Source organism: Streptomyces sp. NPDC051452, assembly GCF_044454765.1.
Lineage (GTDB): Bacteria > Actinomycetota > Actinomycetes > Streptomycetales > Streptomycetaceae > Streptomyces.
The window spans coordinates 517,613-532,437 of sequence record NZ_JBITEB010000004.1 but is presented as its reverse complement, the minus strand read 5'-3'; the positions used below and the strand labels follow the sequence as shown (position 1 = coordinate 532,437).

Sequence of the window (14,825 nt, the reverse complement as noted above, 5' to 3'; positions counted from 1 at the left end):
CCGATCATCCCAAGGTCGGGTCCCCCATGCACCTTCTACGACGTGCGGACGACATGCGGCGCCGAGGCGGTCGAACCGCGCACCACCAGCTCCGGCATGAACACGAACTCGCTGTGCGGCGCCGGCGTCCCGCCGATCTCCTCCAGCAGCGTGCGCACCGCGGCCTGTCCCATCGCTGGGACCGGCTTGCGGACCGTGGTCAGCGGCGGGTCGGTGAAGGCGATCAGCGGTGAGTCGTCGAACCCGACCACCGACACGTCCCGGGGCACCTCCAGGCCCCGCTGCCGGGCGGCCCGTATCGCGCCGAGGGCCATCATGTCGCTGGCGCAGACCACCGCCGTGCAGCCCCGCTCGATCAGCGCCGTGGTGGCCGCCTGTCCGCCCTCCAGCGTGTACAGCGAGTGCTGGATCAGCTCGCTCTCCACGGTCGGCGCCGCCAGCCCCAGCTGGTCGTGCATCGCGCGCACGAAACCCTCGATCTTGCGCTGCACCGGCACGAACCGCTTCGGACCGAGCGCGAGCCCGACCCGGGTGTGCCCCAGCGACACCAGATGGGTCACCGCGAGCGTCATCGCCGCCCGGTCGTCGGGGGAGATGAACGGCGCCTGCACCTTCGGCGAGAACCCGTCCACCAGCACATACGGCACACCCTGAGCGCGCAGCCGGTCGTAGCGCTGCATGTCGGCGGTGGTGTCCGCGTGCAGCCCGGAGACGTAGATGATCCCCGCGACCCCCCGGTCCACCAGCATCTCGGTCAGCTCGTCCTCGGTCGACCCGCCCGGGGTCTGGGTGGCGAGCACCGGTGTGTAGCCCTGGCGGGTCAGCGCCTGGCCGATGACCTGTGCCAGGGCCGGGAATATCGGGTTCTCCAGCTCGGGCGTGATCAGACCGACCAGGCCCTCGCTGCGCTGCCGCAGCCGCACCGGGCGCTCGTAGCCGAGCACGTCGAGGGCGGCGAGCACGGACTGACGGGTGGTGGCGGCGACGCCCGGCTTCCCGTTGAGGACCCGGCTGACAGTCGCTTCGCTCACCCCCGCCTGCGCAGCGATGTCGGCAAGCCGTGTGGTCACGGCACTGGACTGTACCGGTCGCCTGCCCCCTTGCACACCGGCCGGACGCCGGGCGCCGGCGGGTGAACGGCCTGCCGTGGGTTGCTGCCTCATCGCGCTCCCTCGGGTTCATGGTGGCAAGAGCTTGCAGAGTCTTGCACAAGTGCCGCCCGGACCGCCCATCAGTGGCGCTGCACGGTTGTGCGGCGGGTGCCGCCCGGTCACGGCGGGGTAACCATCGTGTTCCCTTGCACTTTTTTTCTGCAAGGTCTTTCGCAACGCTTACATCGCTGTTACGTTCCTGGTCGCCCGGCCGCCGCAACGGCGCAGTCGGCACGACAGCGGGGACGGCGGACGGGACCGCTCCCTGCAGCACACGGGCTCAACCCTCAAGGAGAACTCATGCGGCGTGGCATAGCGGCCTCCGCGCTGGTGGCGTCCCTCGCCCTCACGGCGACGGCCTGCGGCGGGAGCGACGACAGCGGGAAGTCGGACGGCCCGGTCACCATCACCTGGTGGGACACCTCCAACGCCACCAATGAGGCACCGACGTACCAGGCCCTGATCAAGCAGTTCGAGGCCGCCGACAAGAACGTCAAGGTCAAGTACGTCAACGTCCCCTTCGACCAGGCGCAGAACAAGTTCGACACGGCCGCCGGCGCCAAGGGCGCCCCCGACGTGCTGCGCTCCGAGGTCGGCTGGACCCCCGCCTTCGCCAAGAAGGGCTTTTTCCTTCCGCTGGACGGCACCGAGGCCCTCGCCGATCAGGCGAAGTTCCAGCCGAGCCTGATCAAGCAGGCCCAGTACGAGGGCAAGACCTACGGCGTGCCGCTGGTCACCGACACCCTCGCCCTGGTCTACAACAAGGCCCTGTTCAAGAAGGCCGGCATCACCGAGGCCCCCAAGACCTGGGACGAGCTGAAGGCCGACGCCGCCAAGATCGACACCAAGGACAAGGTGTACGGCTACTGGGGCTCCACCCAGGCCTACTACGCCCAGACCTTCCTCTACGGCGAGGGCGCCGACACCGTCGACGCCTCCGCCAAGAAGATCACCGTGAACTCGCCCGCCGCGAAGAAGGCCTACGCCACCTGGCTGAGCACCTTCTCCGGACAGGGCCTGCACAAGGCCGACACCACCGCCGACGCCTACGCCCACATCCAGGACGCGTTCGTCAACGGCAAGGTCGCCGCGATCATCCAGGGCCCCTGGGAGATCACGAACTTCTACAAGGGCAGCGCCTTCAAGGACAAGTCCAACCTCGGCATCGCCACCGTCCCGGCCGGTTCCTCCGGCAAGGCGGGCGCCCCGACCGGCGGCCACAACCTCTCGGTCTACGCCGGCTCCGACCAGGCCCACCAGGCCGCGGCGCTGAAGTTCGTGAAGTTCATGACCTCGGCGAAGTCCCAGGAGACCATCGCCCAGAAGAACTCCACGCTGCCCACCCGTGACGACGCCTACACCGCCCAGGTCAAGGCCGACCCCGGCATCGCGGGCTACCAGGGTGTCCTGGCCGCCGCCCAGCCCCGCCCGGCGCTGCCCGAGTACAGCTCCCTGTGGGGTCCGCTCGACACCGAGCTGCCCAAGATCGCCGGTGGCAAGGAGTCGCTCGACAAGGGCCTCGGCAACGCCGAACTGGCCATCGCCAAGCTGGTGCCCGGCTTCACCAAGTGAGCCCAGGGTGGCCGCCGGATCCGTCCCCCTCGGGGCGGCGGATCCGGCGGCCACCGGTCTGTACCCCGGCCCCACCCCCGAACTCTTTTCCGAAGGTGTCGAACCATGACAGTCGCCATCGACCGCGCGACCGGCAAGCGCCGCGGTGACCGCGCGCCTCGTCCCGGGCTGGGGCAGCGCGTCAGGAACGGCTACCAGAAATACTGGTACGCCTACGCGATGATCGCTCCGGTGGTGGTCGTACTCGGCGTCCTCGTGGGCTACCCGCTGGTGCGGGGCCTCTACCTCACCCTCACCGACGCCAACAGCCTCAACTCGGCCCGCACGATCGGCGTCAACCACATCGACGCCACGTACAAGTTCATCGGGCTCGACAACTACAAGGACATCCTGTTCGGCCCGACGGCGTACGACCGCTTCTGGTCGCACTTCATCTGGACGATCGCCTGGACCGTCCTCTGCGTCGCGCTGCACTACTGCGTCGGGCTCGGCCTGGCGCTGCTGCTCAACCAGAAGCTGCGCGGCCGCACCCTCTACCGGCTGCTGCTGGTCCTGCCGTGGGCCGTGCCCACCTTCGTCACCGTCTTCGGCTGGCGCTTCATGCTCGCCGACGGCGGCATCATCAACACCGCCCTGGACGCGCTGCACCTGCCGGCGCCGCTGTGGCTGGAGGACACGTTCTGGCAGCGGTTCGCCGCGATCATGGTCAACACCTGGTGCGGTGTGCCGTTCATGATGGTCTCCCTGCTCGGCGGCCTGCAGTCCATCGACGCCTCCCTCTACGAGGCCGCCGAGATGGACGGCGCGAGCGCCTGGCAGCGCTTCCGGTACGTCACGCTGCCCGGGCTGAGGTCGGTCAGCTCCACCGTCGTGCTGTTGGGCGTGATCTGGACGTTCAACCAGTTCGCGGTCATCTTCCTGCTGTTCGGCAACACGGCCCCCGACGCCCAGATCCTCGTGACCTGGTCCTACTACCTGGGCTTCGGACAGCAGCCGCGCGACTTCGCCCAGTCGGCCGCCTACGGCATCCTGCTGCTGGCCATCCTGATCGTCTTCACCTCGTTCTACCGCCGCTGGCTGAACCGCAACGAGCAGCAGCTCGCGATCTGAGGCAGGAGTACCCATGACCACGACCACTGCCGAGGCGTCCGCCACCATGACCGAGCAGCTCCCGGCGCAGGCCACCCGCCGGCCCCGGCGCGGTGAGAGCGGCCCGCTCGCCTCGCTCGCCTCCCACGGCATCCTCATCGTCGCGAGCCTGATCGCGCTCTTCCCGATCGCCTGGCTGGTCTTCCTCTCCCTTGGCCCGGACAAGGACGACTACCTGCACCCCGGCGGCATCTGGCACAAGATGACGTTCGCCAACTACTCGTTCGTCCTCGGCCACACCGGCTTCTTCGACTGGATGAAGAGCTCGCTGATCGTCTCGCTGGGCACCACGGTCATCGGCGTCCTCGTCGCCGCCACCACCGGGTACGCCGTGTCCCGGATGCGGTTCCCGGGCTACAAGAAGTTCATGTGGGTGCTGCTGGTCACCCAGATGTTCCCGATCGCCGTGCTCATCGTGCCGATGTACCAGATCCTGTCGGACCTGCAGCTCATCGACAGCTACCTCGGCCTGATCCTGGTCTACTGCTCCACCGCCGTGCCCTACAGCGCGTGGCTGCTCAAGGGCTACTTCGACACGATCCCGTTCGAGATCGACGAGGCGGGAAGAGTCGACGGACTCTCCCCCTTCGGCACCTTCTTCCGGCTGATCCTGCCACTCGCCAAGCCGGGGCTCGCGGTCGCCGCGTTCTACAACTTCATCACCGCCTTCGGCGAGGTGGCCTTCGCCTCGACGTTCATGCTGGACGACAGCAAGTACACCTTCGCCGTCGGTCTGCAGAGCTTCGTCAGCGAACACGACGCCCAGCGCAACCTGATGGCGGCCACCGCCGTGCTGGTGGCGATACCCGTCTCCGCGTTCTTCTACCTCGTGCAGAAGAACCTGGTGACCGGTCTCACCGCGGGCGGCACGAAGGGCTGACCCCCCTTCGTCCGGGAAGAGACTCCGCGCGCCCGAGCGCGCGGGCGGGCGGCCGCGTTGCCCTCCCCCGAAGGGGAGACGCCAGACCCCGCCGGCACCGCGGCCGCCCCACATCCCCGGCCCCCGCCCGGCCCGCCACCGCACCCACGACCATGACCCGAATTCCGTCACGTACCAAGGACGCCATGAGCCAGCAGCACTCCGCAGCCCCGGCCGACCGCTCCGCCGTCGCCGCCGTCGCCGACCGCCGCCGCGACTGGTGGCGGGACGCCGTCATCTACCAGGTCTATCCGCGCAGCTTCGCCGACAGCAACGGCGACGGCATGGGCGACCTGGAAGGTGTCCGCTCCCGCCTTCCCTACCTGCGCGACCTCGGCGTCGACGCCGTGTGGCTCAGCCCCTTCTACGCCTCCCCGCAGGCCGACGCGGGCTACGACGTCGCCGACTACCGTGCCGTCGACCCCATGTTCGGCAATCTGCTCGACGCCGACGCGCTGATCCGCGACGCCCACGAACTGGGCCTGCGCATCATCGTCGACCTGGTCCCCAACCACTCCTCCGACCAGCACGAGTGGTTCAAGCGCGCCCTCGCCGAGGGCCCCGGCTCCCCGCTCCGGGAGCGCTACCACTTCCGTCCCGGCAAGGGGAAGAACGGCGAACTCCCGCCCAACGACTGGGAGTCCATCTTCGGCGGACCGGCCTGGACCCGGGTGACCGAGCCCGACGGCTCGCCCGGCGAGTGGTACCTGCACCTCTTCGCCCCCGAGCAGCCCGACTTCAACTGGGAACACCCGGCCGTCGGCGACGAGTTCCGCTCCATCCTGCGCTTCTGGCTGGACATGGGCGTGGACGGCTTCCGCGTCGACGTGGCCCACGGCCTGGTCAAGGCCGAGGGACTGCCCGACCTCGGCGACCACGACCAGCTCAAGCTGCTGGGCAACGATGTCATGCCGTTCTTCGACCAGGACGGCGTGCACGCCATCTACCGGCAGTGGCGCACCATCCTCGACGAGTACTCCGGCGAGCGGATCTGCGTCGCCGAGGCCTGGACCCCGACCGTCGAGCGCACCGCCCACTACGTCCGCCCGGACGAGCTGCACCAGGCCTTCAACTTCCAGTACCTGGCCACCGAATGGGACGCCGCCGAGCTGCGCACGGTCATCGACCGCACCCTCGAGGCCATGCGCCCGGTCGGCGCCCCGGCCACCTGGGTGCTGTCCAACCACGACGTCACCCGGCACGCCACCCGCTTCGCCAACCCCCCGGGCCTCGGCACCCAGATCCGCACCGCGGGCGACCGCGAACTGGGCCTGCGCCGGGCCCGGGCGGCGACCCTGCTGATGCTGGCGCTGCCCGGCTCGGCGTACATCTACCAGGGCGAGGAACTGGGCCTGCCCGACGTGGTGGACCTGCCCGACGAGGTGCGCCAGGACCCGGCGTACTTCCGGGGCGCCGGCCAGGACGGCTTCCGCGACGGCTGCCGGGTGCCGATCCCGTGGACCCGCGAGGGCGGCTCGTACGGCTTCGGCAGCGGGGGCAGCTGGTTGCCGCAGCCGGACAACTGGGCCGCGCTGAGCGTGCAGGCGCAGACCGGTGAGCCCGGATCGACGCTGGAGCTGTACCGCCACGCGCTCGCCGTCCGCCGGGCGCAGCCGGACCTCGGCGCGGGTGACGCGGTGGAGTGGCTGCGCGCGCCGGAGGGCGTCGTGGCGTTCCGCCGGGGCGCCTTCGTCTGTGTCGCGAACACCACGGGGGAGTCGGTGACCATGCCGGCGTTCGGCCGGGTCCTGCTCGCCAGCGACGAGGTGACCGAGGCCGAGGGGGAGGCGAAGGTACCGGCGGACACCACGGTGTGGTGGTCCACCGAGGGCTGAGTCCCCGTGAGCTGACGGCCCTTCGAAAAGTTCTCGCATCAACTTCACACCGGCCCGCTGCCTTTCCGGCAGCGGGCCTTTAACATCTGCGTCACCGCAAGTTTGCTGAAACTTTTCAGCAAGCGCCTTCAATGTCGAAGGACCCCCACATGGCACGCAGAACCCTCCCCTTGGCGGTCGCCCTCACGACCGCCGCCTTGATTGGCATGAACCCGACCAGCGCGGCGGCCGCCCCGCCCGGCGCCAAGGACGTCACCGCCGTCCTCTTCGAGTGGAACTACGCCTCGGTGGCCAGGGAGTGCGCCTCCACCCTCGGCCCGGCCGGCTACGGCTACGTGCAGGTCTCCCCGCCCGCCGAGCACATACAGGGCCCGCAGTGGTGGACGTCGTACCAGCCGGTGTCGTACAAGATCGCGGGCCGTCTCGGCGACCGCACCGCCTTCCGGAACATGGTCGACAGCTGCCACGCGGCCGGTGTGAAGGTCGTGGTCGACACGGTCGTCAACCACATGTCGGCGGGCTCCGGCACCGGTACGGGCGGCTCGTCGTACACGAAGTACGACTACCCCGGCCTGTACTCCTCCTACGACTTCGACGACTGCACCGCGCAGGTGTCGAACTACGCCGACCGCTGGAACGTCCAGCACTGCGAACTCGTCGGCCTGGCCGACCTCGACACCGGCGAGGAGTACGTCCGCAAGACCATCGCCGGCTATATGAACGACCTGCTGAGCCTCGGCGTGGACGGCTTCCGCATCGACGCGGCCAAGCACATCCCGGCCGAGGACCTGGCGAACATCAAGAGCCGACTGACCAATCCCGGCGCCTACTGGAAGCAGGAGGTCATCTACGGCGCGAACGAGGCGGTCCAGCCCACCGAGTACACCGGCAACGGGGACGTCCAGGAGTTCCGCTACGCCTACGACCTCAAGCGCGTCTTCACCGCGGAGAAGCTCGCGTATCTGAAGAACTACGGCGAGGGCTGGGGCTATCTGAGCAGCTCGGTGGCCGGCGTCTTCGTCGACAACCACGACACCGAGCGCAACGGCAGCACCCTGAACTACAAGAGCGGCGCGAGCTACACCCTGGCCAACGTCTTCATGCTCGCCTGGCCCTACGGCGCTCCCGACGTCAACTCCGGCTACGAGTGGTCCGACGCCGACGCCGGGCCACCCAACGGCGGCACCGTCAATGCCTGTTGGCAGGACGGCTGGAAGTGCCAGCACGCCTGGCCCGAGATCAGGTCCATGGTGGCCTTCCGCAACACCACCCGCGGCCAGGCGGTCACCGACTGGTGGGACGACGGCGGCAACGCCATCGCGTTCGGCCGGGGCGGCAAGGGCTATGTCGCGATCAACCACGAGTCCACGTCCCTGACCCGGACCTACCAGACCTCGCTGCCGGCCGGGACCTACTGCGACGTGCAGGGCAACCGGACGGTCGGCGTGAACTCCGCCGGGCAGCTCACCGCCACGCTCGGCTCCGACACGGCCTTGGCGGTCTACGCCGGCAAGTCGGCCTGCTGACCGTCTTTCCGGACCGGGCCTGAAAGTTCTTTCCAGCCGTTTCAGAAGTCTTGCTGCAACCCTTTCGCCGGCGGTACGGTCGCGCGGGCGCCCGGCCGCGCAACCGTGCCGCGGGCACAGGGGCCGGACCCGACAGAGCCGCGATCGCGAGGAGTTACCACCTGTGATACCGAGATGGCCGGCGCCCCGGGCGCGCCGCACCCCGCACCGCGCCAGAGCCGCGGCGGTCACCGCCGTCGCCCTCGCCGCGGCCCTGATCCAGCCACTGGCGGCCCACGCCGCCACCCCGCCCGCGCCCCCGTCGGACGCGAGGCTCGCCGCCGCGCCCGCCCGGCACGACGACACCCGCGAGCAGTTCTACTTCGTCATGCCGGATCGTTTCGCCAACGGGGACACCTCCAACGACCGCGGCGGACTGACCGGCTCCCGGCTCAGCACCGGCTACGACCCCACCGACAAGGGCTTCTACCAGGGCGGCGACCTCAAGGGCCTGACCCGGCGGCTCGACTACATCAAGGGCCTCGGCACCACCGCCATCTGGCTGGCCCCGATCTTCAAGAACCGCCCGGTCCAGGGCACCGGCGCCAACGCCTCGGCCGGCTACCACGGTTACTGGATCACCGACTTCACCCAGGTCGATCCCCACTTCGGCACCAACCAGGACCTCTCCACCCTCATCTCCCGGGCGCACGCCAAGGGCATGAAGGTCTTCTTCGACGTCATCACCAACCACACCGCCGACGTCGTCGACTACCAGGAGAAGTCCTACGACTACCTCTCCAAGGGCGCCTTCCCCTACCTGACGAAGGACGGACGGCCCTTCGACGACGCCGACTACGCGGCCGGCGGCAAGGGGTTCCCCGCCGTCGACGCCCGCTCCTTCCCGCGCACGCCACGGGCCACCAGCCACGACAAGGTCCCCGCCTGGCTCAACGACCCGGCCATGTACCACAACCGGGGCGACTCCACCTACGCCGGCGAGTCCGCCACCTACGGCGACTTCTCCGGCCTTGACGACCTGTGGACCGAGCGTCCCGAGGTGGTCACCGGCATGGAGCGGATCTACCAGCGCTGGGTGCGGGACTTCGGTGTCGACGGCTTCCGGATCGACACCGTCAAGCACGTGAACATGGAGTTCTGGACCCAGTGGGCGACCGCGCTGGACAAGTACGCCGCCGCGCACGGCCGGAAGAACTTCTTCATGTTCGGCGAGGTCTACTCGGCCGACACCGCCGTCACCTCCCCGTACGTCACGCGGGGCCGCCTCGACGCCACCCTGGACTTCCCCTTCCAGGACGCGGCCCGCGCCTACGCCTCCCAGGGCGGCAGCGCCCGGCGGCTCGCGAGCGTCTTCGGTGACGACTACAAGTACACGACCGACAAGGCCAACGCGTACGAGCAGGTCACCTTCCTCGGCAACCACGACATGGGCCGCATCGGCTACTTCCTGAAGCAGGACAACCCCAAGGCCACCGACGCCGAGATCCTGAAGAAGGACGAGTTCGCCAACGAGCTGATGTTCCTCAGCCGCGGCAACCCGGTCGTCTACTACGGCGACGAGCAGGGCTTCACCGGCTCCGGCGGCGACAAGGACGCCCGCCAGACGATGTTCGCCTCCAAGGTCGCCGACTACCTCGACGACGACGAGATCGGCACCGACCGCACCCACGCGAGCGACGCCTACGACACGAGCGCCCCGCTGTACCGGCAGATCGCCGCCCTCGCCAAGCTCCGCAAGGACAACCCGGCACTCACCGACGGCGTCCAGACGGAGCGCTACGCCGCCGACGGCGCCGGGATCTACGCGTTCACCCGTACGGACGCGAAGACCGGCCAGGAGTACGTCGTCGCCCTCAACAACGCCGACGAGGCGAAGACGGCGACCTTCACCACCGGTTCGGCCGGCATGTCCTACCGCGGTGTCCACGGCGCCGACGACACCCGCGCCTCCGACGCCGACCGCCGGCTCACCGTCACCGTTCCGGCCGGCGCCACGGTCGTCTACAAGGCCGCGGGCACCCTCGCCAAGCCCGCCACGAAGCCGGCGATCACCCTGACCGCGCCGGCCGCCGGCGCGACCGGGACCGTCGAGCCGAGCGCGGACGTCGAGGGCGGCGGGCTCGACCGCGTCGTCTTCGCCGCCCAGGTCGGCAACGGCAAGTGGCGCACGCTGGGCTCCGCCGACCACGCTCCCTACAAGGTCACCCAGGTCATCGGCGACGACGTGCCGGCCGGCACCGCACTGCGCTACAAGGCGGTCGTGATCGACTCGGCCGGGCACACCGCGAGCGCCACCGCGAGCACCACCACCGGCGCCCCGGCCGCCCCCGAGGTCCCCACGGCCTCCTCCCGCGACTACGCGGTCGTCCACTACAAGCGCACGGACGGCGACTACGCCGACTGGGGCCTGTACGCCTGGGGCGACCTCGCCGACGGCGAGGCGACGAACTGGCCCGCCAGCCACCCCTTCGTCGGCCGCGACGCCTACGGCGCCTTCGCCTACGTCAAGCTCAAGCCCGGCGCCTCCAACGTCGGCTTCCTGGTGATCGACAAGAACGGCGACAAGGACGTCTCCGCCGACCGGTCCATCGACGTCACCAGGACGGGTGAGGTCTGGATCGAGCAGGGCAAGGACGCCGTGCTCACCCAGAAGCCGGACTACCCGGCCCAGGACACGAGCAAGGCGGTCGTCCACTACCACCGCGCCGACGGGAACTACGACGGCTGGGGCCTGCACGTCTGGACGGGCGCCGCGAACCCCACCGACTGGTCGAACCCCCTGAAGCCGGTGAAGACTGACGCCTATGGCGCGGTCTTCGAGGTTCCCCTCGCCGAGGGTGCCACCAGCCTCAGCTACATCATCCACAAGGGCGACGACAAGGACCTGCCCACCGACCAGTCCCTTGACCTCAAGGCCGACGGGCACGAGGTGTGGCTCTTGAACGGCCAGGACAAGCACCTGCTGCCGCAGCCCGCGGGCAGCGCCGCCGCCCTCGACCTCACCACCTCCAAGGCGGTCTGGATCGACCGGGACACCGTCGCCTGGAACGGCGTCGAAGGCGCCGCCTCCACCCAGCTCCTGTACTCCCCGCACGGCTCCATCGCCGTCAAGGATGGCACGCTGACCAGCGACGACGAGCACTGGCTGCGTCTGACCAAGACGGCGCTCACCGACGCCCAGAAGGCGAAGTTCCCGCATTTGAAGGACTACGTCTCCTGGTCCGTCGACCCGCGTGACCGGGACCGGGTGCGCGCTGCCCTGAAGGGGCAGCTCGTGGCCTCGCAGCGGGCGGCCAACGGCGCCGTGCTGGCCGCGACCGGCGTGCAGATCGCCGGCGTGCTGGACGATCTGTACCCCGGCGCGACGAAGGCCGCCCTCGGGCCGACCTTCCGCGACGGCAGGCCGACCCTCGCCGTCTGGGCGCCGACCGCGCAGAGCGTCCACCTCGACCTCGACGGCAGGGCCGTGAAGATGCGCCGCGACGCCTCCACCGGCGTCTGGTCCGTCACCGGCCCGGCGTCCTGGAAGGGCAAGCCCTACCGGTACGTGGTGAAGGTGTGGGCGCCCAGCGTCCGCAAGGTGGTCACCAACAAGGTCACCGACCCCTACTCCCTCGCGCTCACCGCGAACTCCGAGCGCAGCCTCGTCGTCGACCTGGACGACAAGTCCCTCGCGCCCACCGGCTGGTCGGCCTTGCGCAAGCCCAGGGCCGTGCCGCTGAGGGACGCGCAGATCCAGGAGCTGCACATCCGGGACTTCTCGATGGGCGACCCCACCGCCAAGCACCCCGGCACCTACCTGGCGTTCACCGACAAGGACAGCGACGGCTCGAAGCACCTGAAGGCACTGGCGAAGGCCGGAACCTCCTACGTGCATCTGCTGCCCGCCTTCGACATCGCCACCATCCCCGAGCGGAAGGCCGACCAGGCCCACCCCGACTGCGACCTCGCCTCCTACCCGGCCGACTCCGACAAGCAGCAGAGTTGCGTGGCGAAGACCGCCGCGAAGGACGCCTACAACTGGGGCTACGACCCGTACCACTACACGGTCCCCGAGGGCTCGTACGCCACCGACCCCGACGGCACCGCCCGTACCGTGCAGTTCCGGCAGATGGTCCAGGGGCTCAACCGGGACGGGCTGCGGGTCGTCATGGACGTCGTCTACAACCACACGGCGGCCGCCGGCCAGGCGGACACCTCGGTCCTCGACCGGATCGTGCCCGGCTACTACCAGCGGCTCCTCGCCGACGGGTCGGTCGCCGACAGCACCTGCTGCGCCAACACCGCGCCGGAGAACGCGATGATGGGCAAGCTCGTCGTGGACTCGATCGTCACCTGGGCCAAGCAGTACAAGGTCGACGGATTCCGCTTCGACCTCATGGGCCACCACCCGAAGGCCAACATCCTGGCCGTCCGCAGGGCCCTGGACGCGCTGACCCCCGCCAAGGACGGCGTCGACGGCAAGAAGATCATCCTCTACGGCGAGGGCTGGAACTTCGGCGAGGTGGCCGACGACGCCCGTTTCGTGCAGGCCACCCAGCGGAACATGGCCGGCACCGGGATCGCCACCTTCTCCGACCGTGCCCGCGACGCCGTGCGCGGCGGCAGCCCCTTCGACGCCGACCCCGGCGTCCAGGGCTTCGCCTCCGGGCTGTACACCGACCCCAACGCCTCCACCGCCAACGGCACCACGGCGGAGCAGAAGGCACGGCTGCTGCACTACCAGGACCTGATCAAGGTCGGGCTGACCGGCAACCTCGCCCGGTACCGCTTCACGGACACGGACGGCAAGCAGGTCACCGGCGCGCAGGTGGACTACAACGGCTCACCCGCCGGATACGCGGACGCTCCCGGCGACGCCCTCGCCTATGTGGACGCGCACAACAACGAGTCGCTGTTCGACGCCCTGGCCTACAAGCTGCCCAAGGGCACGTCCGCCTCGGACCGGGCCCGGATGCAGGTCCTCGCGATGGCCACGGCCGCGCTCTCGCAGGGGCCAGCCCTCTCCCAGGCGGGCACCGACCTGCTGCGCTCCAAGTCGCTGGACCGCAACTCCTTCGACAGCGGGGACTGGTTCAACGCCATCCACTGGAACTGCGCCGACGGCAACGGCTTCGGACGCGGACTGCCCCCGGCGGCCGACAACCAGGCCAAGTGGGACTACGCCCGGCCGCTGCTCACGACCCTGAAGGTGGGCTGCCCGCAGATCACCGGCGCCTCGGCCGCCTACCGGGACCTGCTCAGGATCCGTACGACGGAGAAGTCGTTCTCCCTCGGCACGGCCGACCGGGTGCAGGACCGGCTGTCGTTCCCGGTGTCGGGGAAGGACGAGACCCCGGGGGTGATCACCATGCGGCTCGGCGAGCTGGTCGTGGTCTTCAACGCCACCCCGCAGCGGCAGGAGCAGACGATCGGCGCCCTCGCAGGGACCCGCTACCGGCTGCACCCGGCGCAGGCCGGCGGCGCGGACCCGGTGGTGAAGACCGCCCGGTACGCGGCCGGCCCGGGCACGTTCACCGTGCCGGCGCGGACGGTCGCGGTGTTCACCCGGACCGGCCACTAGGGTGAGGGCGTTGCCGTAGAACAGGAGTGCGCATGCCGCAGATCACCATCGACTACTCCGACACCATGGAGAGCGCCTTCGACCGGGCGGGCTTCGCCCGGGCCCTGCACGAGGCGACCGTGGAGATCGCGGCGGCGAAGCCGGAGGCGTGCAAGACGCTGTTCCGGCCGAGCGCGCACACGGTGTTCGGGTACGAGGATCCCGGGGCGCGCGGGCACGCCGTCGTGCACGTGACGATCGGGCTCCTCGCCGGACGCGCCGAGGAGACCAGGGCGCGGCTGGCCGAGACCGCGCTGGAGCTGCTCCGCGAGCATGTGGCGGACGCCGCGTTCACCCTGCACGCCTCCGCCGAGGTCCGCGACCTCGACCCCTCGTACCGGAAGGACGACCGGTAGGCGTCGCTCAGGAGGCGAGGGACACGAGCCGGCCGACGAGCTTCGCGAAGGGGCCGTCGGCCGGCTCGCGTTCGACCATGGTGCGCAGCAGCGCGGCCATGTCCTCGTCGTGGGCGGCGCCGACGGCGGCCAGCGCGGCGAAGTCGTGCACCAGCTGGACCTCCAGCTCGGCACGCGGGATGCGCCGGCCGTCCAGCCAGAGCAGCGCCGTGGACTCGGCCAGCGAGATCCACGAGCGGACGACCAGCTCCAGCCGTGGCGAGGCGACGTCCACGCCGAGGTGCGACAGCATCTGTTCGTACGCGGCCTGCCGCACGGAGTCGATGAGCGCGTGCGTGGCCGAGACATGCTCCCGGGAGCCCACTCCGTCCGCCGAGACCGCCGGGCCGCCGCGCATCAGCGCCGAGAAACCGGGGCCGTGCTCGTCCACGAAGTCGAAGAAGCGGCGCATCACCCGCAGCAGCCGGGCGCCGAGCGGACCCTCGTGCGGCTCGGCGAAGCGGCCCGCGAGATCCTCCGCGGCCCGCTTCAACGCGGCCTCGTACAGGCTGAGTTTGCCGGGGAAGTAGTGGTAGACCAGCGGGCGCGAGATACCCGCGGCGGACGCTATCTCGTCGATGGAGACCTCGTCGGGCGAGCGCCTGCTGAACATGTCGAGGGCCACGCCGATCAGCTGCTGCCGCCGCTCCTCGACGCCCATCCTGCGGCGAACCCC

At 69.9% G+C, this 14,825-nt stretch carries 9 protein-coding genes; 7 read left to right on the top strand and 2 right to left on the bottom strand.

From position 1 onward, the window contains the following. Positions 1-35 precede the first annotated feature (35 nt). Positions 36-1,070, bottom strand: coding sequence for a LacI family DNA-binding transcriptional regulator (locus tag ACIBA9_RS14665; protein WP_362157331.1), 1,035 nt, complete (start codon positions 1,068-1,070; stop codon positions 36-38). 381 nt (positions 1,071-1,451) lie between these two features. Here ACIBA9_RS14665 and ACIBA9_RS14660 point away from each other — a divergent pair, with 381 nt between their 5' ends. The 7 genes from ACIBA9_RS14660 to ACIBA9_RS14630 all read left to right on the top strand — a co-directional run bounded on the left by ACIBA9_RS14660 (position 1,452) and on the right by ACIBA9_RS14630 (position 14,110). Then, positions 1,452-2,723, top strand: coding sequence for an extracellular solute-binding protein (locus ACIBA9_RS14660; protein ID WP_399362880.1), 1,272 nt, complete (start codon positions 1,452-1,454; stop codon positions 2,721-2,723). A 105-nt stretch (positions 2,724-2,828) separates the two neighbouring features. Further along, positions 2,829-3,833, top strand: coding sequence for a carbohydrate ABC transporter permease (locus tag ACIBA9_RS14655; protein ID WP_399362878.1), 1,005 nt, complete (start codon positions 2,829-2,831; stop codon positions 3,831-3,833). Positions 3,834-3,846: 13 nt separating this feature from the next. Next, positions 3,847-4,752, top strand: a complete 906-nt coding sequence (locus ACIBA9_RS14650) for a sugar ABC transporter permease (protein WP_399362876.1) — start codon at positions 3,847-3,849, stop codon at positions 4,750-4,752. Between the two features lie 185 nt (positions 4,753-4,937). Beyond that, positions 4,938-6,626 (top strand): glycoside hydrolase family 13 protein, encoded by a 1,689-nt coding sequence (locus ACIBA9_RS14645; RefSeq protein WP_399362874.1) that lies wholly within the window; start codon positions 4,938-4,940, stop codon positions 6,624-6,626. Positions 6,627-6,775: 149 nt separating this feature from the next. Next, positions 6,776-8,152, top strand: a complete 1,377-nt coding sequence (locus tag ACIBA9_RS14640) for an alpha-amylase family protein (RefSeq protein ID WP_399362872.1) — start codon at positions 6,776-6,778, stop codon at positions 8,150-8,152. A 163-nt stretch (positions 8,153-8,315) separates the two neighbouring features. Beyond that, the gene (gene pulA / locus ACIBA9_RS14635) at positions 8,316-13,715 is read left to right on the top strand and encodes a pullulanase-type alpha-1,6-glucosidase (protein WP_399362870.1); all 5,400 of its coding nucleotides are present in this window, start codon (positions 8,316-8,318) and stop codon (positions 13,713-13,715) included. A gap of 32 nt (positions 13,716-13,747) precedes the next feature. Further along, positions 13,748-14,110 carry a 5-carboxymethyl-2-hydroxymuconate Delta-isomerase gene (locus tag ACIBA9_RS14630; protein ID WP_399362868.1) on the top strand — a complete coding sequence of 121 codons (363 nt, stop codon included), beginning with the start codon at positions 13,748-13,750 and terminating at the stop codon, positions 14,108-14,110. A 7-nt stretch (positions 14,111-14,117) separates the two neighbouring features. Here the strand turns inward: ACIBA9_RS14630 and ACIBA9_RS14625 are convergent, their stop codons facing one another. Then, on the bottom strand, positions 14,118-14,810 hold the full coding sequence (locus ACIBA9_RS14625; RefSeq protein WP_399362980.1) for a TetR/AcrR family transcriptional regulator: 693 nt from the start codon (positions 14,808-14,810) through the stop codon (positions 14,118-14,120). Positions 14,811-14,825: the final 15 nt, after the last annotated feature.